This window comes from Janthinobacterium sp. Mn2066, from assembly GCF_049319705.1.
GTDB lineage: Bacteria > Pseudomonadota > Gammaproteobacteria > Burkholderiales > Burkholderiaceae_D > Janthinobacterium.
The window spans coordinates 678,203-702,223 of sequence record NZ_JBMOUF010000001.1 but is presented as its reverse complement, the minus strand read 5'-3'; the positions used below and the strand labels follow the sequence as shown (position 1 = coordinate 702,223).

Below are 24,021 nucleotides of genomic sequence, written 5' to 3'. Positions count from 1 at the left end.
AGCTTACTCGAAGGCCGCCGGCCATCTGCTGCCGCCCCCGCAGGTCGACACGCAAAGTGCCTTATAATCACGTTTTATCTCTACACCGATTCAGGAGCACAGATGGCCCGCACGATCCATTGCATCAAACTCAACAAGGAAGCCGAAGGACTGGACTTCCCGCCGTACCCAGGCGAACTGGGCAAGAAAATCTATGAATCGGTGTCGAAAGAAGCCTGGGCGGCCTGGCTCAAGCACCAAACCATGCTGGTCAATGAAAACCGTTTGAACCTGGCCGATGCGCGCGCCCGCAAATACCTGGCCACGCAAATGGAAAAACATTTCTTCGGCGATGGCGCCGACGCCGCCATGGGCTATGTGCCACCGACGGAATAAGTTTTTTGCTTTCCCGCCCGTGGCCGCCGCGTCACGGGTGATTTTCTCCTAGCTTCCTCCCCGTTTCACGCCGCCCTTCGCTGTTTCACGGCACCGCTTCCCCGTTTCGTCGCAGCCGGCTCGCACCGATAGCCGCTTGCAGGCACAGTACGTCCATCGACAACCACATCACACGGCGGACACCATGTTGCAGCAAATCTTCAGCCACACTCCCCTCTACGTCTGGGCCATCCTGGGCTTTCTTGTCTACCGTGGCGTGCTGGCCAGCCGCACGCGCGAAGTCACCTTGCGCAAGCTGTCCATCGTTCCGCTGGTGATGCTGGCCCTGTCCCTGAGCGGCGTGATCGGCAGTTTCGGCTTGAACGGCGCCGCACCGGTCGCCTGGCTGGTGGGCGCCGTCGCTGGCGGCTCACTGGCCTGGTCGCTGACCGATACCCGCAAGCTGATCGCCTGCACTGAACGGAGCAGCGTGCAGCGTCCCGGCAGCTGGCTGCCCTTGATCTTGATGATGGCGATTTTTTGCATGAAATACGCGGTGGCCGTCAGCCTGGCCATCGTTCCTGCCTACACCCATGCGAGCAGCTTCGTGCTGCCCGTCTGCGCCGCATACGGCCTGTTCAGCGGCATCTTCATCGGCGGCCTGCTGCGCACCGTGGCCTTTTATCGCCAGGCGCAGGGGCAAGGCATGCTGCAAGCCAATCCAATAAAAGTATCGAACACCTGACAAAAGCGTCGCCAGCGGCAGTGATTTGTGGCCAAGAAGCACGGCAGGTTCTGTCAGGTGTGGCGCTGCAAAATGTGTTCAAACGCCTGCTGCGCCTGCGCCGCGCTGCCGCTGCGCTCCAGCAGGCGCGTGTCGTGCTGCACCGCCAGTAGTAAAGCGTAGATTTCAAATACCATCTGTTCCGTATTCGCGCTGGCCGCCAGCTGACCCAGTTCCACCGCCTGCCGCACGCTTTGCTCGAACAGCGCGCGCCAGGCCAGCACGCCGCTGGTCAGCTCATGGCGCAGTGGACCGGGCCTGTCGTCGTATTCGGCGGCGCAGCTGAAATAAAAGCAGCCCGCCAGTTGCGGCGAACCGATATGCTCCAGGCTGGACGCAAACAAGGCCCGCAAGCGGGGCAGCCCCTGGCGCGCGGCCAGCGCCGGCTGCAGCACGCGCCGCTGGAACTGGCCATGGTAGGTTTTCAGCACCGCCATCTGCAGGGTGCTGCGCGAACCGAAACGCGTGAAGACGCCGCTTTTGCTCATCTTCATGGCGTCGGCCAGCGGCCCCAGCGACAACGCTTCCAGCCCCTCCTGGCTGGCCAACGCCAGCGCCCGTTCGACGATGGCGGCGCGCGTAGTGTCCGATTTTCTTTCCATATCAGGCCGTCAAACGCATCGCCCAGGCTTGCTGCGCGCGGTGCAGGGTAAATTGGCCGGTGGCGTCCAGCGCCGCCCGCGCATCGATCACATGCGGTTCGACCGTGTTGAAGTCGAACATGCCATAGTGATGCGCCACCATCACGGGCACCTGCGCTTCGCGGCACAGGGCGATGGCTTCGTCCAGCGTGAAATTGCCGGGCACGCCATTGCCGCTGCGGCCGATATCGCGCCCGTTCACCGGCAGCAGCGCCACCTGCGGCGCCACGCCAGCCAGGGTGCCCGCCAGCTCCGGATACGGAATACAGTCGCCCGAGTGGTACAGGCGCACGCCCGCAAACTCGATCACATATCCCAGCCACTCATGCTGGTCCAGCGCATTGATGGTCAGGGTTTCATGCGCCGATGGCAGCGGCCGCACCCGCAAACCGGGCAAGGGCTCGACACCGTCGCCCGCGTTGACGGGGATCAATCGCCAGTCCGGCACGCCGCAGCGCTTGCGCGCCTCGTCGATCGAAGCGGCCGGCACCACGAAGGGGATGCGCGGAAAACGCACCGCCAGCGCCTGCAGGGTGTCCGGATCCATATGGTCCGTGTGCCGATGCGTGCACATGACCAGATCGAGCCGCAGCAACTGCTCGGGCAGCACGGGCGCGGCCATCATGCGCCGGTGCGGGAACGCCGTGCCCGCGTACTTGCGCGCCAGCGAATCGGACAAATACGGGTCGAGCAGCACCCGGTAGCCGGGCAGGTCGATGATGAAACCGGCCTGTCCCAGCCAGTACAGCACCACTTCGCCCGGCCTGGGCGCCGCCGCCGGGTTTTCCAGCCGCTCGGCCAGCGGTTCGCTATAGCGCTCGATCTCAATATGCGGTCGACGTGTCATGGCCGCTCCTTAGCCGCTGTGATAGCCGCCGTCGACGGGCAAGGTCACGCCCGTGATGAAGGCCGCCGCCGGCGAGCACAGGAAAATCACGGCGCCGACGATATCGTCCGTCGTGCCCCAGCGCTTGAGCGCCGAGCGCTCGGCGATGCGCGCCTCGGCCACCGGATCTTCCCACAATTCGCGCGTCATGTCGGTGCGGTGGTAGCCGGGCGCCACCGCGTTGATGCGCACGCCCGAGGCGCCATAGCGGTGCGCCAGCGCGCGCGTCAGGCCGACGATGCCCGTCTTGCTGGCCGTGTACGACGGCACGGCGGCATCGGCCAGATAGCTCAGCATCGACGCCACGTTGACCACGGCGCCCTGCGCCGCCACCAGTTGCGGCATGGCGGCCATGGCCAGGCGGAACGGGCTGTTCAGGTTCACATCCATCACGTCGAGGAAAGTCTCTTCTTCCCATTCGGCGCCGGGACGGGCCACGCCCTGCGCGTTGACCAGCACGTCGATGGCGGGCAGCGCCGCCATGAAGGCCTTGCCAGCCTCGTTGTCGCGGCTGTCCAATAGCGCGAAGCGGATGCCCGCATTGGCCGGATCGTCCTGCGCCGCCGCGTTCTTGGCGGCCGACGTGCCGGTGCCGATCACGTTGGCGCCCAGTTGCGCAAAGCCACGCGCCATCGCCATGCCCAGGCCGCCGGACGCGCCGACGACGATCACGGTCTTGCCTGCGAACAGGTGCTTGTCGAAACTGGTGTTGATTTCCTTGATCATGGTTTTTCCTTTTCAGACAGGGAGCGCGCGCAGGGCGTCGACCAGCATGGCGCTGGTGACCGCGAGCGGTTCGTTATGGGTGATTTCGCCGGGACGGCAGGCGCGTTCGGCAACGATGCGCAGTTTTTCCGGCGTCACCTCGGTGATGCCGATATCGGCCAGGCGCGTCGGCAGGCGCACCGACTGGCAAAAGGCCAGCACGCGCTGGAATTCGTCTTCCTTGCCGCGCAGCTTCAGGCCGGCCAGCACGCCGATCGCCACTTTTTCACCATGCAGGTGATGGTGCACGTCGGGCAGTTCGCACAGGCCGTGATGGATGCCGTGGGCCGAAGCCACGCCGCCCGATTCAAAGCCGATGCCGGACAACAGGATATTGGCTTCGACCACGCGTTCGAGCGCGGGGCCGGCCGTCTTTGCATCGCATTCGGCCACGGCGGCCGCACCGAATGCAAAGATCGTGTCGCGGCAGGCGCGGGCAATCGCGTGCGCCACTTCCAGGCCCGGCATGCCCAGGCAGTTGAAGGCGCCGCTGTCGCGGCAGGAATCTGCTTCGTAATAGGTGGCCAGCGCATCGCCGATGCCGGCGATCAGGAAGCGCGATGGCGCCTGGCTGATGATCGCGGTGTCGACCAGCACCAGGTCCGGGTTACGGGGCAGGAATTTGTCGTAGGCGACGCCGCCATCTTCGTTGTAGACCACCGCCAGCGCGCTGCAGGGTGCATCGGACGACGCGATGGTGGGCACGATGATGGCGGGCACGCCCAGGCCGTGGGCTGCCGCCTTGGCCGTGTCGAGCGCCTTGCCGCCGCCGATGCCGACGATGGCGCCGGCGCCGGCAGCGCGGCCCAGTCCGACGATGCGGGCGATTTCAGCGTCCGAGCATTCGCCGCCATGGCGCACCAGTTCCGCCTTCACCTTGCCATCGAGCGCAGCGGCGATCGCGCCCTGCAAAATAGCGAATACGCCGCCGTCCAGCACTACCACGGCGCGCGCCGCAAAGGCGGCCACTTCGGTCCCCAGTCGTGCCATCACGCCCTGGCCCTGGATATAACGGCCAGGGAAGCGTGCGCCGCGTACAGAAATTGTTTTTTCATTCATGATGGTTCCTTGGATATGAGCAGACTTACCAGCATGCGTAGCCGCCATCGGCCAGCACGATGGACCCCGTCATCAGGCTGGCCGCTTCGCTGGCCAGGAACAGGATCACGGACGCGACTTCATCGACCTTGCCCATGCGGTTCATCGGCGTGCCGCCCACCCAGTGGCGGTACATTTCCGCATCGTCGTAGACGTAGGCATTCATTTCAGTCTCGATATAGGTCGGCGCCACGGCATTGACGCGCACCCCGCGCGCGCCCCATTCGGCCGCCAGCGAGCGGGTCAGGTGGTGCACGGCCGCTTTCGAGGCGTTGTAGTTGGCCTGCTCCTGCGGGCGGTTGACGATGAAGCCCGACATCGAGCCCACGTTGACGATGGCGCCAGCGCCGCGCTCCAGCATGCCCTTGCCGAACGTGCGGCAGCACCAGAACAGGCCATTCAGGTTGACGTCGATGACCTTGTTCCACACCTCGTCGACCATGGTTTCGGCCGGGTGGTTGGAAATGGCGATGCCGGCGTTATTGACCAGCACGTCGACCCGGCCATGGCGTTCGACGATGGCGTCGTGCACGCGCTGCACGGCCTTCGCATCGGTCACGTCGAGCAGTTCGCCTTCGACCCGGTAGCCTTTCGCCGTCATCGCACCCACGGCGCCGCGCAGCAGGTCGGCGTTCATGTCGGTGATGACGACGATGGCGGCGCCCGCTTCGGCCAGCGCTTCGACGGTGGCCAGGCCGATGCCGCGCGCGGCGCCCGTGACGACGGCGACCTTGCCCGTCAGTTTGAATTTATCCAGGTACATCTGTGTCTCCAAAGGTTTATTTATGAATGATGATGCCGGACCAGCTGCCGCAGGAAACCGGCCAGCTCGGCCGTCTCCAGGCGCTGTACGCCAGCGGGAAAAACAAGATCGTGGCGGTGCGGCTCGGGCCAGCCGACCACCGCCATGCCGGCAGCCAGGCCCGCTTGCGCGCCTGGTGCGCTGTCTTCGACGACGATGCATTCCTGCGGCGCCAGATCCAGCAGCCAGGCGGCGCGCAGGTACGGTTCCGGGTCCGGCTTGCCCTTGCGTACGTCATTGCGGGTGACGGTCACCATGTCGGGCCGGGCGATGCCGGCCACGCTTAGGCTGGCGTCGACCAGCATGCGGTCCGAGTTGGACACCACCGCCACCTGCAAGCCCAGTGCGCGCGCCGCCTCGATGGCTTGCTGCGCGCCGGGGCGCATGGCGATCTCGCCGGCGCGGCGCAGGAAAGCGGCATACTTGGCCGCCACCAGTTCCGCATAGGGCATCTGCAGCATGGTCGTGGCCCGCAGCAGCGCGTACACGTCCGGCATCGCCATGCCGGTGGTATCCTGGTCAAAGCTGGCGGGCAGGGTCACGCCCACCTGGTCCAGCACTTCCAGCATGGCGCGGTGATGCAGCGGTTCGCTGTCGACCAGGGTGCCGTCCATATCAAACAGGATGGCGCGCATCATGGCGCCAGCCCGTCAAGGTCGTCATACATGGCTTGCGAATGGGCGTACAGCTTTTCAAACACCGGCTGCATGCGGGCGTAGGTTTGCGCCCAGTGCGGATCGGGCAGCACTTCCTTTTCATAGCTGACCAGCGCTGCGGCTGCGGCCTGCAAGCTGGCATGACGGCCCGTCGCCACGGCCGCCATCACGGCGCAGCCGATGATGCCGCACTCGGCCTCCTTGGGCACCAGGATGGGGATGCCATACACGCTGGCCTTGATGCGCAGCCACAGTTCGGTGCGCGCGCCGCCGCCGGAAGCGACCAGGCGTTCGAGCTTGCGCCCGGCGATGCCTTCCATGATATTGATGTGGCGCTTGACGCCGAAGGCCACGCCTTCGAGCACGGCGCGGTGCAAGTGCTCCAGGCCGTGCGCGGCGCCGATGCCGAAGAACTGGGCGCGTGCATTGCGGTGGCGGCCAAAGCGTTCGCCCGACAGATAAGGCATGAAGAACAGGCGGTCAGAGCCTGCCGGCGCCAGTGCCGCCTTGGCCACGATGTCTTCATACGACAGGGATTTTTCATGCAAGGCGCGGCGCGCCCAGCGCATCGCGTCGCCGCCCGTTTCCAGCAGCATGAAGGCACCCCAGCCTCCTTCGACCGTGCCCACGTTGGAAATCGCCGGGTCCAGCAATGGCTGCCCGGTAACGACTGTGACGATGCACGAGGTGCCCAGCATTTCCGATCCCATGCCGGGGCTGCACACACCCGAACCGAGCAGGCCGACCGGATAATCTCCGGCGCCGACCAGCACCGGCGTGCCGGCCCGCAAACCGGTCTGCAGCGCGGCCTGTTCGGTGACGTGGCCGACGATGGCCAGCGGATCGCGGATGGTGGCCAGCTTGGCAATGTCCAGCCCCAGTTCGTCGCAGGTCTGCGGCGACCAGTCGCCAGTGCGCGGGTCCATCAGGAAGCTGCAGGCCGCCTCGGTGCGGTCCATGCCCGTGACGCCCGTCAGGCGCAGGTTCAGATAATCCTTGGGCATCAGCACGGCCCGCGCGCGGCGGTAGGCGTCCGGATCGTTATCGCGCAGCCATTGCAGCTTGAACGCGGGCCAGGCCGGCGTGGGCGGATTGCCCGTGCGGGCCAGGTAATCGCTGCCGGGATGGGCCGCCTCGTAGGCGGTCACCAGCGGCACGGTGCGCTTGTCGTTCCACAGCGGCGCCGTATCGCGCGTCAATGCGCCGTCTGCATCGACCAGCACGGTGGCGTGCATCTGGCCGCAGGCGGCCACCATGGCGATGCGTTCGCGCGCACCGGGCACCGCTTGCAGCACCGTCTGCACGGCCGCGACCATGCCGCTCCACCAATCCTGCGGACGCTGCTCGGACCAGCCGAAGGCCGGCACGATCTGGTCATGTTCGCGCGCCGCGATGGCCAGCACGCTGCCCTTGGCATCGACCAGCGCGGCACGCACGCTGCCCGTGCCCACATCGATCGCCAGTGTCAATTCCTGATGCATGTCATGGTCCTTATTTGCTGCGCAGGGCGCCGGTGCCCCGCTGTGCCAGGATGGCGACGATGATGATAATCCCCATCACCACCTGCTGGTGATAACCGGGCACGCTGGCCAGGTTCATGATATTGCCGATCACGCCCAGCGTAATCACGCCGACCAGGGTATTCAAGACGGTGCCGCGTCCGCCGGCCAGGCTGGCGCCGCCGATCACCACGGCGGCGATCACGGTCAGTTCGTCGCCAGTGCCGATGGTCGGCGCGCCGACGCCGGCGCGGGCCGTCGAGATGATGCCGGCGGTGGCCGCCAGCAGGCCGGACACCACATAGGCCAGCATCACATGGCGGCCGACGGGCACGCCCGACAGGCGCACCGCTTCTTCATTCGAGCCGATGGCGCGCACGATGCGCCCGGCACGCGTCAGCGCCAGGAACAGGCCGCCGGCAGCGAAAATAAGCAGCATCAGCACGGTCGGCTGCGGGAAGATCCACCAGGTATCGCGGCCGAAATCGAGCAGCGCCTGGCCCGCATCATCGACCATCGCCGGCGCGCCCTTGGAGACGATCAGCGCCATGCCGCGCGCCACCGTCATCATCGCCAAGGTCACCACGAAGGAGCTCAGGCGGTACTTGGAAATCAGGGTGCCGCAGATGGCGCCGCAGACCACGCCCGTCAGCAGGCCGCAGGCAATCGCGCCGCTCAAGCCGTACTCGGGGATCAGCAGCGCCGTGGTGACGCTGGCCAGCGCGGCGACGGAACCGACCGACAGGTCGATGCCGCCGGTCAGCACCACCAGCAGCATGCCCATCGACATGATGCCGACGCTGACGATCTGGCGCGCCACGTTGGACATGTTCGGGCCCGTCATGAAGTCGGGCGAGACGAAGGAGGCGGCAACCAGCAGCACCACCAGGATCAATACGGTGTTATAGCGTACGGCTGCGCTCCAGACAGTCTTGCCTGGCGAGGATGCGGCGGGCGTCTGCTGGCCGGCCAGGGGAGGAACGATAGTTTTGCTCATGATATGGATTCTTTAAATGGTGGACGGCAGCGGGTGATTGGCGGCGGCATGATGGGCTGGCGCCGCCTGCCCGATACCCAGGCCCAGCGACATGGAGACGATGTTTTCTTCGCTGAAGTCGGCGCCCTGCAGCTCGCCGCGCAAATGGCCGGAACCCATCACCAGGATACGGTCGCACAGGCCGATCAGTTCATTGTGGTCCGACGACACCACCAGCACGGCCATGCCCTGCGCGGCCAGGTCGTTGATCAGGGTGTAGATTTCCACCTTGGCGCCCACGTCCACGCCGCGCGTCGGTTCGTCGAGGATGATGACCTTGCCCTGCGCGTGGAACCACTTGGCCAGCACCACTTTCTGCTGGTTGCCGCCCGAGAGGGTGGAAACGTCGGCATGCATGTCGCGCGCCTTGATGCGCAGCCGCGCCATCAGGTCGGCCACCGTGCGTTTTTCATGCGCCAGGCGCAGGCCGCCAAACCAGTGCGACACGTCGGACAGGCGCGCCATGGTCGAATTGATGCGGATCGACATGGACAAGACGGCGCCCTGCCCCTTGCGGTCTTCCGGCACCAGGCCGATGCCGGCGCGCACGGCTTGCCCGCTGTTTTTCGGCGTGACGTTCTTGCCGTCGATGCGCACCTTGCCCGTGTCGGCGCGGTCGGCGCCAAAGATCAGCCGTACCAGTTCGCTGCGTCCGGAGCCGATCAAGCCGCCCAGGCCCACCACTTCGCCGGCCTTCACCTGCAAGCTGGCGCCATGCACGGCGCCGCGCCGGCCCAGGCCTTCCACGTCGAGCACCACCGGGCCGATGGCCACGTTTTCGCGGCGCGGGAACAGGGCGTCGAGCGGACGGCCCACCATCAGGCGTATCAGGCCATCCATGCTGATGGCATCGGGAGTGACGGTATCGACCACGGAGCCGTCCTTCAGCACGGTGATGCGGTCGGCGATATTGAACACTTCATCGAGGCGGTGCGAAATATAGACGATGCCCACGCCGCGTTCGCGCAGCGCCCGCACGATGCCCAGCAGGCGCTCGGCGTCGCTGGGCGCGAGCGACGCCGTCGGCTCGTCGAGCACCAGCAGTTTCACGTCCAGGCTCAGGGCCTTGGCGATTTCCACCACCTGGCGCTGCGCGGCCGACAAGCTCGACACCAGCGCCGTCGGATCGATCTCGAAGCCCAGGCTCTGGATCAGGCCACGCGCGCGCTCGAACATGCCGGCCCAGCGTATCAGTCCCGGCAACTGGCACAGCATGACGTTTTCGGCCACCGTCAGGTCCGGCACCAGCGCCGTCTCCTGGTGGATCAGGGCGACACCCTGGCCCAGCGCCTCGCGCGGGCTGCGAAAGCGCACCACCTCGCCGTTCTGGCGCAGCCTGCCTGCATCCGGCTGGTGGTTGCCGGCGATGATTTTCATCAAGGTGGACTTGCCTGCGCCATTTTCCCCGACCAGCGCATGTACTTCGCCGGCGCGCACCTCGAAATTGACGGCATGCAGGGCATACACGCCGCCGAAATGCTTGCCGACGCCTTCCAGCGATAAGAATGCTGTCAAGGTTGCCTCCATTTATAATGATTGGAACTGCACGCCGCAGCCTCGCGGCGCGCAGGTACTGCCAACAACGCGAACTCAGAACACCGATTTCGGGTTGTAGAACTTGTCGACGTTTTCCTTGGTGATCGCAGCCGGCGCCGTATAGGTATTCTTCGGCACATCCTTCACTTCGCCGCGCACTACCTTGATACCCAGGTCGACCGCCGTTTTCGCCACCAGCGCAGGATCATTCAAGCCCGTGACGCCATACTTGCCCGCCTTGATCAAAGCCAGCGCTTCCTTCTGGCCATCGGCCGCAGCGACCAGCAGGATGCCCTGGCGTTTCGCGCTTTCGATGGCGCGGCGCGCACCGAGCAGCATGCTGTCATTTTCGGACAGGACGACATTAAAATCCTTGTTCGCCACCAGCAGGTCTTCCATCGCCTTCAGGCCGCCCTCATCGTTCCAGTTACCCCAGCCCTGGCCCACCACGGTGACATCGGCCTTGCCGAACTTGCGCAGCTGCGCTTCGAGCATGCCGGCCATCACGCCCATGCGGCGGTCCTGGCCGACCGGATTGCCCTTTTCGCCCGAGATCAGCGCGATCTTCAATGGCTTGTTGCCGGTCTGGTCGATCACCCAGTTGCCGACCAGCGCGCCGTTGGCGCTGTTCGACGACGTCACCTGCGTGACGTAATTGGCTTTCGGGCTCAGCGCGCTGTCGATCACGATCACCTTCACGCCGCGCGCGGTAGCGTTGTTGACGGCGTTGACCATGCCTTCCGGATCGGCCGGATTGATGATCAGCAGCTTGACGCCGCGCGTGACCAGGTCTTCCACGTCGGAGATCTGCTTTTGCAGCTTGCCCTGGCCATCGGTGCTGATGACTTCATAACCGAGTTCCTTGCCGCGCGCCTTGACCGCTTCCATCTGCGCCGCGAAATACGGCGCCGAGATGGTCTTCATCGACACGCCGATCTTGAATTTGGCCGGTGCGTCGGCCAGCGCCGAGCCGGACGTGACGAGGACGACCGCCGTGGCGGCCATGCCGAGCCAGCGGCGGGCGCCGGCGGCGGCAACGGTGGTGAGCGCGATGCGGCCCAGGGTGCGTTTTTGGTGGTTCATGCGTAGTCTCCGTTATTTGTTATAAAAGTCGTTGGGGGAATTAGCTACTCTCTCTGCTCACTGCTCACTGCTTGCTTCATTTTCAGGCGGGCTTGCCCGCCTCTGCCGCGATCCGGCAGATGGTGTCGAATGCCGGCCCGCCGGTCGGGATGCCGATATCAAACACTTCGGCAATCACGCGCGTCCAGCCGTAGATGAAATACGTCCAGCCGTCCTCGACCTGCATGGCGCGCTCCTGCTGCTGGCGGCGCGCCTGGTCCAGGAACACCAGCTTGCCGCGATAGTTCAAGTCCCAGGCGATGGCTTGCGGCGGGAAGATGGCCGCATCGCTGAGCGGCGAGCCCGGCGCATCCTTGCCCAGGCCCGTGGCGTTGATCACCAGTGCGCCCGGCGACAGGCGCCGCAAGACGGCGTCATTCTGTTCCGGCGTTTCCGTGACCACGTATTCGCAATCGATGCCCAGGTCCAGCTCGCGGTGGATACGTTCGATTTCATCGAGGCGGTGCTGCGAGCGGTTCGAGACGATCACTTTCGATGGGCGGTTATTACCGCGTTCGCGCTGCATCAGGTGCAGGGTCAGCGCAATGGTCGAACCGCCCGCGCCCATGGAAAATACTTCGGCGCCGGTGGTGGCGAAATGCTGCGGCGGCAAGAAGCCATCGAGCGCCAGGCCCGACGTAATCTGGTCCTTGGCGTGGCAAATGAATTTGCCGCCGCGCTTGGACAGGCAGCTGGTCTCGCCCATCAGCAGGGCAAAGTCGTCGATCTCGTCGAACAGGTCGCGGCAGGCCGCATACAGGTCGATCTTGTGGGTGGTGACCAGCGCGCCGACCGACAGCGGATCGTGCTTCAGGAAGTGCACCGTCTCGCGGTAGGCTGCGGCCGGCGCATGCGGAGGAAAATCGATGCCCTTGATATCCACGTCGCCCAGGCCCAGGTGCCTGGCCCATTGCGGGAAGACCTTCATGATCGAGCTTTGCGCGGTGGTCACGCCGATAAAGTAAAACGTGGGGCGCAGGGCCGGCGTCAGCGTGCTGTTGGCAAACGTCGTCATGCCGCCACCTCGCTGCCAATGCCGCCGCGCGCCAGCAGCGCCAGCACGTCCGCTTCGGAGCGGCCCGTATAAGCAGGGTTTTCCACGCTGCGCCAGCCGCCGGCGCCGTCGTCGACGATGCGCAGCTTCATGCCTTGCGAACGCTCGATGATGCCGTAGTCCTGGCCCGAATCGGCTGGATAGCAAAACAGCATGACGAAGTCTTCATCGCCCACGTTGACCGAGCGGTGTATCCAGTGCGGCGCCACGTAGCAAGCCGTGTTGGGGCCAATTTCAATGATGCGCGTTTCGCCGTCGGGCGACTCCATCAGCATCAGGCCCTTGCCCTTCAGGCCGTAATACAGTTCCGGGCGGTCGATGATGGCGTGCACATGGCCGCGCGTCAGGTAGAACTCGTCGCCGATCTTGCCCGGGCTCATGCGGGTAACGCCCGTGATCAGGTCGCCCGGCGAACTGCTGGGACGGAAATCCGTGACGTCGTACACCACCTCCTGGCCCTGGCTGGCCAGCCGCGCGTCAAAGGCCGCGCCATCGGCGTACAGGCCATGCAGGTCTTGCAGGCGTTTCTGGTAGCGCGTGCCGCTGCCTTGCATCAGGCCGGCATCGACGTCGACCTCGAAACGGCGAGGTTCAGACCACATCATCATTATTCATTCTCCCCGTAAGTGTTGAACATTGCCTCAAACAACGTTAGCGAGACTAATGTTATGACTCAAATAAACCACTGTCAAGCAAGTTTTCGGATTTAATTCTTATTGCGATGCACAATAAAGATAGCTGGACTAACGTTGTTGTATGTACTAATCTGGCGCTATTCCGCCCCTGCCCGCCAGGCATTCCGGCGCAACACATCCAAGGAATCCCGATGACGACACACACTGTTTCCCCCGCTCCTGTTGGCGATGGCGCCGCCGTAACTGCCCTGCGCGCCGCGCTGGGCCCCGAGGTGATCCTGCTGCCGCAGGAATTTTCCGGCCGCAAGCACGCCGACTGGAGCCGCATGCCGTGCGCCGAACCGCTGGCGCTGGCGCGTCCGCGCACTACCGAACAGGTGGCGCAGATCATGCGCATCTGCCACGAACATCGCCAGCCGGTGGTGACGCAAGGCGGCTTGACGGGCTTGACGGGCGGCGCCTGCCTGCACGGCGGCGAAATCGCCCTGAGCCTGGAACTGATGCAGGGCATCGAGTCCATCGATACCATCTCCGGCACCATGACGGTGCTGGCCGGCACGCCGCTGCAAACCGTGCAGACGGCGGCCGACGACGCGGGTTTCCTGTTCCCGCTCGACCTGGGCGCGCGCGGCAGTTGCACCATCGGCGGCAACCTGGCGACGAATGCGGGCGGCAACCGCGTCATCAAATACGGCATGATGCGCGAGCAGGTACTCGACATCGAGGCCGTGCTGGCCGACGGCAGCGTGATCGGCGGCCAGCACCGCATGATCAAGAACAATACCGGCTACGACTTGCGCAACCTGCTGATCGGCAGCGAAGGCACGCTGGGCGTCATCACGCGCGCGGTGCTGCGCCTGCGCCCGAAACCGCAAGCCGTGTCCACCGCCTTTTGCGGCTTGCCCAGCTACCAGGCCGTGACCACCCTGCTGTCGCGCGCGCAGGCCAGCCTGCCGGCCGGCGTGTCCGCCTTCGAGGTGATGTGGCCCGGCTATCACGACTTCGTCACCTCGCGCATGCCGGAACTGCGCGCGCCGCTGGCCGGCCGCCACGCCTATTACGTGCTGCTGGAAAGCAGCGGCGCCGATCCCGTGCGCCAGGCCGAAGCGTTCGAGGCTTTTCTTGGCCAGCAGCTGGAAGACGGCATCCTCGACGACGCCGCGCTGGCCGCCACGGAGTCCGACGCACTGGCGTTCTGGGCCATCCGCGACGCGCCCGGCGAATATCCGCGCTTCATCCCCGGACGCGTCTCGTTCGATGTCAGCTTTGCCATCGCCGACGTGGGCCTGGCGGCCGAACGCTGCGAGGCGGCCTTGCGCGCCAGGTGGCCGCATGCGACCATCCTGATTTACGGCCATCTGGGCGATGGCAACCTGCATATCGTCGTGCATGAACCGGACTGGCCGGCCAGTGCCGCGCGCGAAGTACAGGATGTGGTGTATGGGATTACGGGAGAAATGGACGGTTCCGTGTCGGCCGAACACGGCATCGGCAGCAAGAAGCTGCGCGTGCTGGGCCTGACGCGCTCGCCGGCCGACCTGGCGACCATGCGGGCCATCAAACTGGCGCTCGATCCCTTATGGCTGCTCAACCCGGGCAAGCTGCTGGTTTAATTCGACTGCCAGCACTTACAATAGCAGTTCAACAATACTCAGTACTGGAAAGATCCCGATGTCCACAGCAGACGCCGACAGCGGCCGCACGCCAGCGGAAACGGCGCCACACAAAGGCGCTGCGACCGACGCTACCCGCAACATCCTTGACGTCATTACGCGGGCCTTGCCCAACCTGCGCCGGGGCAGCCGCCAGCTGGCCGAATTCATCCTGGCCCAGCCGCGCTTCGTGGTCGACGCCAACCTGGCCGACCTGGCGCGCCAGGCCGAACTGAGCGAACCGACCGTGCTGCGTTTTTGCACCACGGTCGGCTGCAGCGGTTTTCGCGACCTGAAGATCCGCCTGGCGCAAAGCCTGGTGCTGGGCATGCCGGCCACGCACGCGGCGCTGTCGTTCGACGACACGCCGCGCAGCATCACGGGAAAGCTGTTTGATTTTACGGTGACGAGCCTGGACCGCACCCGCAACAGCCTCGATCCCGACGCCATCGACAGGGCCGTGGGATTGCTGGCGACGGCGGCGCGCATCGAGTTCTTCGGCTTTGGCGCCTCGGGCATCGTGGCGCTCGACGCGCAGCAGAAGTTTCCCCTGTTTGGCGTGCCCTGCGGGGCCAGCCAGGATTCGCACCAGCAGTTGATCACCGCTTCGATGCTGCGCGCGGGCGATGTGATGTTCGCCATCTCGAACACGGGCACCACTGCCTCGCTGATCGAGATGACGCGCATTGCCAAAGAGAGGGGTGCGAAGGTGATCGTGCTGACAGGCTCGCTCAGCCCGATCTGCCAGCATGCCGACGTGGCGCTGATTGCCGAGTCGCTCGACAACACGGATTTATATACGCCGACGATTTCACGCCTGTCGGCGCTGGTGGTGATCGATATTTTATCGGTCAGCGTGGCGCTGCGCCGCGGCGATGGGCACGCGCGCGACATCAGCGAGATGAAAAAACAGCTGGCCGATATCCGCTCGCACGCAGCGCTGTGATGCTGACCTGATGTTAGTAAGCCAGCGTGCGCACGCCTTCTGCGGTGCCCAGCAGGCACACATTGGCGCCGCGCACGGCGAACAGGCCGACGGCGATCACGCCGACGATCTGGTTGATCTGCTGCTCCAGCGCCACCGGGTCGGCAATTTTAAGGCCCAGCACATCGATGATCTCGCCGCCATTGTCGGTAATAAATGCTTGATCGCTGCCTGGCTTCAGGCGCAGGCGCGGCGTGCCGCCCAGCGTGGCCAGCTGGCGCGACACGGCGGCGCGCGCCATCGGCACCACTTCGACCGGTAGCGGGAAGGCGCCCAAAGTATCGACCAGCTTGGAGCCGTCGGCGATGCAAACGAACTGTTTCGATACGGACGCGACGATTTTTTCACGCGTCAATGCCGCGCCGCCGCCCTTGATCATGGCGCCGCTGGCCGTGATTTCGTCGGCGCCATCGATGTAGACGGCGATCGAGGCCACATCGTTCAGGTCGAACACGGGAATGCCGTGGCCGGCCAGGCGGGCAGCGGTCGCTTCGGACGAGGCGACGGCGCCCTTGATGGTGTGCTTGATACGGGCCAGTTCATCGATGAAAAAATTGGCGGTGGAACCGGTGCCGACACCGATAATTTCATCGGCCACTACATACTGGATGGCGGCGCGGGCTACGGCTTGCTTCAATTCGTCTTGGGTCATGGCATAAAAGGCTGAGGTGGGAATGCCGCTATTTTAAAGCATGGGCGTACTGCAAACCGTCCTTGCGCCGCCCATGCCGTCCGCCACGTTCATTTTGTAACAACAAGGAAATTTAAAATAATTTGCTTTGAAGCAATTTATTGGCCAATTCCTCTGGATGTACGTCAAAATATGCGAAAATGCCACTATTCACAGCATATGACGCTTCAGGAACACCACATGGATCACAGTAAACAGGTACTTGTTGTCGATGACAGCCGGGTTTCACGTTTGATGGCACACCAGTTCATTCTCAGCAAACATGCCGACTGGCAGGTCACTGAAGCAGCAACGGGGGAAGAGGCACTGGAAAAGGCCAAGGCGATCAGCCCTTACCTGATTTTGCTCGACGTTAACATGCCCGGCATCGGCGGCGTGGCGACGGCGGAACAATTGCGCGCGCTGTATCCGCACACGCATATCTTCCTCGTCACTGCCAATGTGCAAAACGCCATCCGCAACCGCGCCAGCGAGCTGAAAGTCGGCTTCATGGAAAAACCGATCACCGAAACCCGCATCCATCAGCTGATCGACTCGCTGGGCGCCTAGCATGGTCAACCTGTCCGAACTCGAGAATGATGCGCTGGTAGAGATCTTCAATATCGGGGTCGGCCATGCTGCGGCCGCGATGAGCGAAATCGTCAATGAAGAAGTCACGATGTCGGTGCCTTCCATCACTTTCCTGAATCGCGCCGATGCGGCCGCCCTGCTGGGCAGCAAGAAGGATGGCGAGCGCATCTGCGGCGTCAGCCAGCATTACGATGGCGCCTTCGCCACCGAAGCCATCCTGATGTTCCCGGAAGATAAAAGCCTGGAAATCGTGCGCCTGATGGTGGGCGACAGCGTGCCGCTGCAGGAGCTGACGGAGATGGAACAGGAGGCGATGAGCGAAATCGGCAACATCATCCTCAATTCCTGCGTGGGCACGCTGGCCAACCTGTTCGACAGCGAACTGCATGGCTCGCTGCCGCTGTACCACGTGGGCACCAGCGCACAGATCATGTCCTCGTTCGGCGGCCAGAACGACGCCGTGGTGCTGATGCTGCATATCGATTTCGTGCTGGCCAAACACCAGATCCACGGTTATGTCGCTTTTGTGCTCGACCTGTCCGCCCTGCATGACCTGAAAGAACAGGTCAGCCGCTATCTGGCCAAGGCCCTGGGACAGGCGTGACAGGTGTGAACATCATGCCGGACGCCGCACATCGATTGAGTTTGCTTGAAAGCATCATCGGCGCCGTCAACCTGGGCGCCATCGTGCTCGACGAGACGGGCCGCATCGTGCTGTGGAACCACTGGATGGCGCGCCATTCCGAATGGTCGGCAGAGACCGTGCTGGGCCGCGACTTTTTCGAGGTCTTTCCCGAGCTCCAGCACAAGCGCATCGCCTCGGCCATCCGCCAGGCCCTGCGCGACAATTTCCAGTCGCTGCTGTCGCAAACCCTGCACAAGGCGCCGTTCGCCCTGTACCCGCACGGGTCGCAGGAACGCATGCAGCAGGCGATCGCCGTCACGCCCATCAACCTGCCCGGCTCGCCACGTCATTGTTTGATCCAGATCAACGACGTCACCATCGCCGTGGGCCGTGAAAAATTGCTGCGCGAACAGACGATGGTGCTGCGCTCGCAAACCTTCTCGGACGGCCTGACGGGCATCGCCAACCGCCGCCATTTCGACGTGGCCATCGAGCGGGAAATGCGGCGCGCCATGCGCAACAGCAGCCCGCTGTCGCTGCTGATGATCGATATCGACCATTTCAAGGACTATAACGACCATTACGGCCACCAGCAGGGTGACGGCTGCCTGATCCAGGTCGCCGCCGAGCTGGCCGCCATGCTGCAGCGCCCGACCGACCTGCTGGCCCGCTATGGCGGCGAAGAGTTTGCCGCCATCCTGCCCGACACCGATGCCGCGCAGGCGCTGCAAATGGCCGAAGCGATACGCCAGCGGGCAGCCGAGCTGCGCATCCCGCATGAAAAGACGGGCAACGATGTCAAGCACATCACGGTCAGCATCGGCATCGCCACCCAGCATACGCATCTGCCACACCAGCCGCTGGACATCGCCGCCCTGATCGGCGCCGCCGACCGCGCGCTGTACCTGGCAAAACGCTCGGGCCGCAACCGGGTGACGGTGCAAGCCGCCTGACCTGTCCCGGCCTTTGCCCAGCAGGGTCCCTGGCCAGCAACATCCACGCGCAATTCCAGTAGACATACTGGCGGCAGGTGCGTAGACTTCATCTATTGGAATAAGAACAACAAGAATTTATCTGCGGTATCCATTCATGCGCCGGTTCCATGCCGGCGCGGACGCCGCCAGGAGTGCTTGTGAACCTCGATCCTCCTCTCAAGTCCGGCTTGCCGGGCGCCGGCATGGATACGGCCATGGTCAATGGCATGCGCTTGCTGCTGTCCGGCGCAACCTTGCTGACACTGTTCGTCGATCCGGAAAGCGTTGGCAACCTGAGCAAGGTTACCTGGCTCATCTTTTCTGCCTACACCCTGCACAGCCTGCTGCTGTACATTCTTGCCTTGCTGGGCGTCACCCTGCCGCAAGACATGCTGCTGTACTGGCTTGATGTGGGGTGGTACGCGCTGATCGTCTTTTCCACTACCCGGCACAGCAATCTGTTCTTCCTGTTTTTCTTCTTTGCCATTCTGACCTCGTCGTTCCAGCGCGGCTTCGAGGAAGGCGCCCGCATCACGCTGGCGTCGGCCGGCCTGTTCGCCGCCACGGCACTGCTGGGCGAGACGGAAGTAGAACTGTCGCGCCTGCTGCTGCGCACCACTTTCTTGCTGGCGCTCGGTTACATGATCGCCTACTGGGGCGGCTCCGCCATCACCCAGCGCAGCCACCTGGCCCTGCTGCGCGACGTCAGCCTGTTATCGAATCCCCGCTTTGGCGTCGAACAGACTATCAATTCGGTACTGGAAAAAACACGCAGCTATTTCAACGGCCGCAGTTGCCTGCTGGTGATGCAGGACAAGGATCAAGCGAACTGGTCGCTACGGAGCACCTTGTGTACAGGAAAGGAAGTCGTCAACACGCAGGCTATCCTGAACAACGAGGCGGCCAGTCCCCTGCTGGGGTTTCCGCCAGACAAAATCGTGCTCTACAACCAGCCACCGTTCCCATGGTTGCCCTGGTTGGGCGGTGCCCGCATGCTGGAGACGGACAGCGGACGCTGGCTGCGGTATGACGCGGCAGCTGGGGCCGGCCTGGCAGAACTGCTGGAAGCCCATTCCTTCATCAGCGCTCCTTTGCCATTGCGCAACGGAAAAGGCCGTCTGTACCTGGTTTCTTCTACCAGCCTGAGCAAGACCGACGCCCTTTTCCTCAGCCACATCGGGGCGCAGGCCTTTCCCGTGATTGAAAATATCGACCTGCTCGACAGGCTGGCGTCACAGGCGGCCTCGCGCGAACGCGAAAAAATCGCCCGCGACCTGCATGACACGGCCATCCAGCCGTATATCGGCCTGCGCCATGGCCTGGCCGCCCTGCGCAACGAGGCCGGTCCGGGCAACCCGCTGTTGCCGGCGCTGGAAAAACTGATCGACATGTCGGGCCAGGTGATCGCCGACTTGCGCAGCTATGCACGGACTTTCAAGAATGGCCTGGTGCAAAGCGAACCGGAATTACTGCTCGCCCTGCGGCGCCAGGCAAGCCAGATCCGCGAATTCTATGGCATCGACATTGTGCTGAAGGTAGAAGGCGAATTGCATATCAACGATCGCCTGGCAGCAGAGGTCTTTCAGATCGTCAACGAAGGCATGAGCAATATCCGCAAGCATACCAGTGCGCGCCACGGCGTCATCACGCTGGCCTGCATCCACGGAGCGTTGCATATCAGCATAGACAATGAATGCGCGGCCACCCATGTGCCCGACTTCCTGCCCGACTCGCTGGCTGAACGGGCTGCCGCGCTGGGGGGCGGAGCGCGCGTCACCCATAACATCCTGGGCCACACTTCCGTGCAGATCGAGATCCCGATATGAATCCAGCGCATGCCATGACTTCCGCCCGCCCAGCTATCAAGGTGATGCTGGTGGACGACCACCGGACCATGCTGTGGGGACTGGAGCGGCTGATCGGCGGCGAACAGACCGGCATGCAAGTGGTCGCCATGGCCTCGGACAGCGCCGAAGCGCTGGCACTGGCGGCGACGTTCTCGCCCGACGTCATCGTGCTCGATCTCGACCTGGGCGGCGTCAGTTCGCTGGCCATCCTGCCACTGCTGGCCCAGCGCAGCAACGCACGCATCCTGGTGCTGACGGCCAGCCATGACCAGGCCATCCTGGACGAGGCCGTCTTAAAAGGCGCGCGCGGCGTGATCAGCAAGGATGCACCAGCCGACATGGTGCTCAAGGCCATCGAAAAGGTGTATCACGGCGAGTTATGGATGGAGCAAGCCATGCTGGGGCGCATGCTGACCCAGCTGACCCAGCCGGGTGGCGGCGCGGCGCAAGCGAGCGCGATCGGCACGCTGACCTCGAAGGAAAGAAAAGTCATCGCCGCCCTGGTCTACGGTAGCGGCACGCCAACCCGCCAGCTGGCCGAGCAGCTGTTCATTTCCGAGCATACCCTGCGCAACCACCTGACCGCGATCTACCGCAAACTGGGCCTCTACAACCGCCTGGAACTGTACGCCTACGCCACCAAGCACAAGCTGGGCGAGATACCGCCCACGGCCTGAGCCGCCGCTCGTCTGCGCTTTCCCGCCCTGCCGCCCCTCCTGCTCGGCCCATGACAATTGTCATGGAAAAAACCAACGAATCCTCCTTGTCAAAAGAGGAGGTTCATCTGATGTAGATCAAGACGCCGAACTCTATAGTGGAACTACCGAAGTGCAGATTACGCGCCACGGTCCACCACGATACGGAGCACGGCATGCGCCCTGACAAGTTTCTTCCTGCATCACTGTCCGCTTATCTGCAGAGCAAGAAAAGGGCCACGTTCTACCGCTATGCCCTGGTCGCGGCACTGGTCGCGGTGGTTTGCATCATCGGGCTGCTGGCACTGGGAGAAAGTCCTTAACCATGACAGCAATGCCGTTATACCCACCGCTGCACCTCAACTACCTCTAGGAGCTGTCATGAACCTCATCAAGAAATTTATCCGTGAAGAAGATGGCGTTACCGCCATTGAATACGGCCTGATCGCCGCCCTGATCGCCGTCGTGATCATTGCTTCCGTGAAAATTGTCGGTACGCAGTTGAACACCACCTTCAGCAAGATCGGTGCCGCCCTGACCACGGCTAATGGCTAAGGCCTGACGTCCCGGACGCCGGGCTGGCCACTGCCGGCCCGGCTGCCACTACCGCCCCCTGCTGACTGGAATCCACCATGAAATCCCTGCTCGCCTGCCTGCATGAAGACAACGCCGTGACAGCGATCGAATATGCGCTGCTGGCCGGCCTGCTGGCGATCGTACTGGTGGCCAGCATTAGCCTGCTCGGGGTACAGGTCGGGCAGCTTTTTCTTTACGTCAAGGACCAGATGGTCCTGGCACTGTCATGAACACCATGGCCGCCCCGCTGCGCGCGCACCGCGCCCTGCTGCTGATCGTGCTGCCCTACGCAGGCATCGCCGCAGCACTGGCGGGCCGCCTGCCGACGCCATTTGAAATCTTCAATGTCCTCGCCGGCTTCATCGCCGCCCTGCTGCTCGGCCCCGTGCTGCTGCTGTGCAGCTACGTGATCTATGTCATGGCCATGCTGCGCCCGGCGCGCCTGTGCCAGTTCCTATACCGGCAACTGTGCCGCTACCTGGGCCAGGGCCGCCTGCTGCGCGCCCTGCCGGTGCTGCTGCTCACGCCCTTGTTTACGGCCAGCTTCACCATCGTCAAAGCCGCCATTCCCCGCCTGCATCCCTACACCTGGGACAGCCGCCTTTCTGGCTGGGATATCGCCCTGCACGGCGGCCAGGCGCCCTGGCTATGGCTGCAGCCACTGCTGGGCCATCCCTGGGTCACGTGCCTGCTCAATTTCACGTATCACCTGTGGTTCCTGTTGCTGTACAGCGTGTTGTACTGGCAGTTCCTCGATATCCGCCGGCCCCAGCTGCGCATGCAATTCCTGCTGAGCTTTGTACTGAGCTGCATCGTGCTGGGCAGCGTCGTGGCCGTGCTGTTCTCTTCCGTCGGTCCGTGCTACTACGGCCACTTCTACAGCGCAAATCCGTATGCCCCCCTGATGGCGTATCTGCACACGGCCAGTCAGCAAGTCCCCGTCTGGGCGCTGCCGGTGCAGGACATGCTGTGGCAAGGCTATCTAAGCCAGGGCGCACGGGGCGAACTGGGCATCTCGGCCATGCCCAGCATCCATGTCGCCACGGCCATGCTGATGGCGCTGCTGGGCTGGCGCGTCAACCGCGCCGCCGGCATCGCCCTCTCCCTGTTTGCCGTGCTGATCATGCTCGGCTCCATCCACCTGGGCTGGCACTATGCGCTGGACGGCTATGTGGGTGCGGCCGGTGCGGCGCTGATCTGGCAACTGGTCGGCAGGGCCTTGCAGCTGCGTAGCGGTGCAGCGGCCATACCGCTGAACATGGCCCCTGGCCTGGCAAGGGAGGGCTGACATCATGCCGCTCCCGCTGCCCATGCTGCTGTGCCTGGCCCTACTGGCCGCCCTGCTGGGCGCGGCCCTGTGGCATGACTTGCGCACGCGCCGCATCCCGAATGGCCTGGTGCTGCTGGGAACCCTGGCTGGCATCGCACTGCATGCCAGCCTTTCCCCTGGCGCCGGACTGTTCGAAGAACCGTTTGGCGGCCTGGGCCTGTTGCCATCGCTGGCCGGCGGCGCCATCGGACTGGCCTTGCTGCTGCCCATGTACCTGCTGCGCGCCCTGGGCGCTGGCGATGTCAAGCTGATGGCCATGTGCGGCGCCTTCCTGGGACCGCAAGCCACGCTGGAAGCCGTCCTGCTGACCTTGCTGAGCGGCGGCGTGCTGGCCCTTGCCGCCGCCCTGGCCGGACGCCGTTTGCGGCTGGTCTTGAAAAACACGTATGCCATGCTGCTGTCCGCCCTGCTGACCAGCATGGCCGGCGGCCCCGCCAGCATCGCCGAACCACCGGCCAGTACCGGCAGGCTGGCCTACGCCTTCGCCATCGCCAGCGGCACCAGCCTGCAGCTGTTTTTCAATTACCACCACCTGTGGCTCTGGCGCTGACACGCGCCCCTCACTCACGGACACGATCATGGAAACCTTCGCCAATCTGCTCGCCTCGCGGCGCACCAGCGTCCTTACCGGCCTCGCCATGGCCTGCCTGTGGGGCATCTTCGCCAGCGCCCACGTGCTCGCCTTCCTGCGTGGCGGCGACTGGAGCTACCTGCTGTTCTGCAGCGCTGAAACCCTGGCCGCCCTGTTCTTCATCGTCCGCTCGGCCCCCGTCAGCGTCTCGGCCGATAGCCGCGACTGGCTACTGGCCATCGCCGCCACCTTCGCGCCGTTTTTCTTTTCGCCCTCCGACATGGCGATCTGGCCAGGGGCGCGCTACCTGCTGGCCATCGGCAGCCTGCTGCAGATCGCCGGCCTGCTGTCGCTGAACCGCAGCTTCGGCCTGGTGGCGGCGCAGCGCGCCATCAAGACGGGCGGCATGTACCGCCTGGTACGCCATCCCGTGTATGCCAGCTATATGGTCTCGTCGAGCGCCTACCTGCTGACCAACGCCTCGCCGGGCAATGGCGTGGTGTACACGCTGGCCATGCTGATGCTGGTGGCGCGGCTACTGCGCGAAGAGCGCTTCCTGGCGGCCGACGTGCGCTACCGCGTGTATATGCGGCAAGTGAAATACCGCTTGCTGCCCCTGGTTTTCTAACTCCACACC

General features: G+C 64.1%; 28 protein-coding genes. 15 read left to right on the top strand and 13 right to left on the bottom strand.

Going from position 1 to position 24,021, the window contains the following annotated elements; translation table 11 throughout:
• Positions 1-102: 102 nt before the first annotated feature.
• Complete coding sequence (locus ACL9RI_RS03120) at positions 103-375, top strand: oxidative damage protection protein (protein WP_034750797.1); 273 nt, start codon at positions 103-105, stop codon at positions 373-375.
• A 184-nt stretch (positions 376-559) separates the two neighbouring features.
• Positions 560-1,099, top strand: a complete 540-nt coding sequence (locus ACL9RI_RS03115) for a DUF6622 family protein (RefSeq protein ID WP_422725117.1) — start codon at positions 560-562, stop codon at positions 1,097-1,099.
• Between the two features lie 53 nt (positions 1,100-1,152).
• On the opposite strand, the gene ACL9RI_RS03110 is transcribed toward ACL9RI_RS03115, so the two are convergent.
• From ACL9RI_RS03110 to ACL9RI_RS03055, 12 genes are all read right to left on the bottom strand, one after another.
• Complete coding sequence (locus ACL9RI_RS03110; protein ID WP_422725116.1) at positions 1,153-1,740, bottom strand: TetR/AcrR family transcriptional regulator; 588 nt, start codon at positions 1,738-1,740, stop codon at positions 1,153-1,155.
• A 1-nt stretch (position 1,741) separates the two neighbouring features.
• Positions 1,742-2,626, bottom strand: a complete 885-nt coding sequence (locus ACL9RI_RS03105) for an MBL fold metallo-hydrolase (RefSeq protein WP_422725115.1) — start codon at positions 2,624-2,626, stop codon at positions 1,742-1,744.
• 9 nt (positions 2,627-2,635) lie between these two features.
• A complete protein-coding gene (locus tag ACL9RI_RS03100; RefSeq protein ID WP_422725114.1) occupies positions 2,636-3,391 on the bottom strand; it encodes an SDR family NAD(P)-dependent oxidoreductase in 756 nt (251 codons plus the stop codon).
• A 12-nt stretch (positions 3,392-3,403) separates the two neighbouring features.
• Positions 3,404-4,489, bottom strand: coding sequence for a glycerol dehydrogenase (locus ACL9RI_RS03095; protein ID WP_422725113.1), 1,086 nt, complete (start codon positions 4,487-4,489; stop codon positions 3,404-3,406).
• A gap of 25 nt (positions 4,490-4,514) precedes the next feature.
• Positions 4,515-5,291, bottom strand: a complete 777-nt coding sequence (locus ACL9RI_RS03090; RefSeq protein ID WP_422725112.1) for an SDR family NAD(P)-dependent oxidoreductase — start codon at positions 5,289-5,291, stop codon at positions 4,515-4,517.
• A 20-nt stretch (positions 5,292-5,311) separates the two neighbouring features.
• Entirely contained in the window at positions 5,312-5,968 is a 657-nt protein-coding gene (locus ACL9RI_RS03085; protein ID WP_422725111.1) for an HAD family hydrolase, read from the bottom strand.
• Positions 5,965-7,467, bottom strand: a complete 1,503-nt coding sequence (locus ACL9RI_RS03080; protein ID WP_422725110.1) for a xylulokinase — start codon at positions 7,465-7,467, stop codon at positions 5,965-5,967. Before ACL9RI_RS03080 ends, ACL9RI_RS03085 begins: the two co-directional genes overlap by 4 nt.
• A 10-nt stretch (positions 7,468-7,477) precedes the next feature.
• A complete protein-coding gene (locus ACL9RI_RS03075) occupies positions 7,478-8,482 on the bottom strand; it encodes an ABC transporter permease (protein WP_422725109.1) in 1,005 nt (334 codons plus the stop codon).
• A 12-nt stretch (positions 8,483-8,494) separates the two neighbouring features.
• The gene (locus ACL9RI_RS03070; protein WP_422725108.1) at positions 8,495-10,036 is read right to left on the bottom strand and encodes a sugar ABC transporter ATP-binding protein; all 1,542 of its coding nucleotides are present in this window, start codon (positions 10,034-10,036) and stop codon (positions 8,495-8,497) included.
• Positions 10,037-10,111: 75 nt separating this feature from the next.
• Positions 10,112-11,140 carry a substrate-binding domain-containing protein gene (locus ACL9RI_RS03065; RefSeq protein WP_422725107.1) on the bottom strand — a complete coding sequence of 343 codons (1,029 nt, stop codon included), beginning with the start codon at positions 11,138-11,140 and terminating at the stop codon, positions 10,112-10,114.
• 82 nt (positions 11,141-11,222) lie between these two features.
• A complete protein-coding gene (locus tag ACL9RI_RS03060) occupies positions 11,223-12,194 on the bottom strand; it encodes a shikimate dehydrogenase family protein (RefSeq protein ID WP_422725106.1) in 972 nt (323 codons plus the stop codon).
• Complete coding sequence (locus ACL9RI_RS03055) at positions 12,191-12,838, bottom strand: glucose-6-phosphate isomerase (protein WP_422725105.1); 648 nt, start codon at positions 12,836-12,838, stop codon at positions 12,191-12,193. The genes ACL9RI_RS03060 and ACL9RI_RS03055 overlap by 4 nt, the downstream gene beginning before the upstream one ends.
• Before the next feature lie 221 nt (positions 12,839-13,059).
• Between ACL9RI_RS03055 and ACL9RI_RS03050 the strand changes: the two genes are divergently transcribed.
• Together ACL9RI_RS03050 and ACL9RI_RS03045 are read left to right on the top strand one after the other, a co-directional pair.
• The gene (locus ACL9RI_RS03050; RefSeq protein WP_422725104.1) at positions 13,060-14,481 is read left to right on the top strand and encodes an FAD-binding oxidoreductase; all 1,422 of its coding nucleotides are present in this window, start codon (positions 13,060-13,062) and stop codon (positions 14,479-14,481) included.
• A gap of 58 nt (positions 14,482-14,539) precedes the next feature.
• Positions 14,540-15,466, top strand: a complete 927-nt coding sequence (locus tag ACL9RI_RS03045; RefSeq protein WP_422725103.1) for an SIS domain-containing protein — start codon at positions 14,540-14,542, stop codon at positions 15,464-15,466.
• Positions 15,467-15,479: 13 nt separating this feature from the next.
• Here ACL9RI_RS03045 and rpiA read toward each other — a convergent pair whose 3' ends face one another.
• Positions 15,480-16,157: a ribose-5-phosphate isomerase RpiA gene (gene rpiA, locus ACL9RI_RS03040; RefSeq protein ID WP_422725102.1), complete on the bottom strand. Its 678-nt coding sequence runs from the start codon at positions 16,155-16,157 to the stop codon at positions 15,480-15,482.
• 219 nt (positions 16,158-16,376) lie between these two features.
• Between rpiA and ACL9RI_RS03035 the strand changes: the two genes are divergently transcribed.
• The 11 genes from ACL9RI_RS03035 to ACL9RI_RS02985 all read left to right on the top strand — a co-directional run bounded on the left by ACL9RI_RS03035 (position 16,377) and on the right by ACL9RI_RS02985 (position 24,012).
• On the top strand, positions 16,377-16,745 hold the full coding sequence (locus tag ACL9RI_RS03035; RefSeq protein ID WP_422725101.1) for a response regulator: 369 nt from the start codon (positions 16,377-16,379) through the stop codon (positions 16,743-16,745).
• Between the two features lies 1 nt (position 16,746).
• Positions 16,747-17,370: a chemotaxis protein CheC gene (locus tag ACL9RI_RS03030; RefSeq protein ID WP_422725100.1), complete on the top strand. Its 624-nt coding sequence runs from the start codon at positions 16,747-16,749 to the stop codon at positions 17,368-17,370.
• 14 nt (positions 17,371-17,384) lie between these two features.
• Positions 17,385-18,344 carry a diguanylate cyclase gene (locus ACL9RI_RS03025; protein ID WP_422725099.1) on the top strand — a complete coding sequence of 320 codons (960 nt, stop codon included), beginning with the start codon at positions 17,385-17,387 and terminating at the stop codon, positions 18,342-18,344.
• A 179-nt stretch (positions 18,345-18,523) separates the two neighbouring features.
• Positions 18,524-20,191, top strand: a complete 1,668-nt coding sequence (locus ACL9RI_RS03020) for a sensor histidine kinase (RefSeq protein WP_422725098.1) — start codon at positions 18,524-18,526, stop codon at positions 20,189-20,191.
• Between the two features lie 14 nt (positions 20,192-20,205).
• Positions 20,206-20,889, top strand: coding sequence for a response regulator (locus ACL9RI_RS03015; protein ID WP_422725097.1), 684 nt, complete (start codon positions 20,206-20,208; stop codon positions 20,887-20,889).
• A gap of 194 nt (positions 20,890-21,083) precedes the next feature.
• A complete protein-coding gene (locus ACL9RI_RS03010) occupies positions 21,084-21,230 on the top strand; it encodes a hypothetical protein (RefSeq protein ID WP_422725096.1) in 147 nt (48 codons plus the stop codon).
• Between the two features lie 58 nt (positions 21,231-21,288).
• On the top strand, positions 21,289-21,462 hold the full coding sequence (locus tag ACL9RI_RS03005) for a Flp family type IVb pilin (RefSeq protein ID WP_422725095.1): 174 nt from the start codon (positions 21,289-21,291) through the stop codon (positions 21,460-21,462).
• Between the two features lie 77 nt (positions 21,463-21,539).
• A complete protein-coding gene (locus ACL9RI_RS03000; RefSeq protein ID WP_422725094.1) occupies positions 21,540-21,713 on the top strand; it encodes a Flp family type IVb pilin in 174 nt (57 codons plus the stop codon).
• Entirely contained in the window at positions 21,710-22,771 is a 1,062-nt protein-coding gene (locus tag ACL9RI_RS02995; RefSeq protein WP_422725093.1) for a phosphatase PAP2 family protein, read from the top strand. The genes ACL9RI_RS03000 and ACL9RI_RS02995 overlap by 4 nt, the downstream gene beginning before the upstream one ends.
• A 4-nt stretch (positions 22,772-22,775) precedes the next feature.
• On the top strand, positions 22,776-23,363 hold the full coding sequence (locus tag ACL9RI_RS02990; RefSeq protein WP_422725092.1) for an A24 family peptidase: 588 nt from the start codon (positions 22,776-22,778) through the stop codon (positions 23,361-23,363).
• A gap of 28 nt (positions 23,364-23,391) precedes the next feature.
• A complete protein-coding gene (locus ACL9RI_RS02985; protein WP_422725091.1) occupies positions 23,392-24,012 on the top strand; it encodes a methyltransferase family protein in 621 nt (206 codons plus the stop codon).
• The last annotated feature ends 9 nt before the right edge of the window (positions 24,013-24,021 follow it).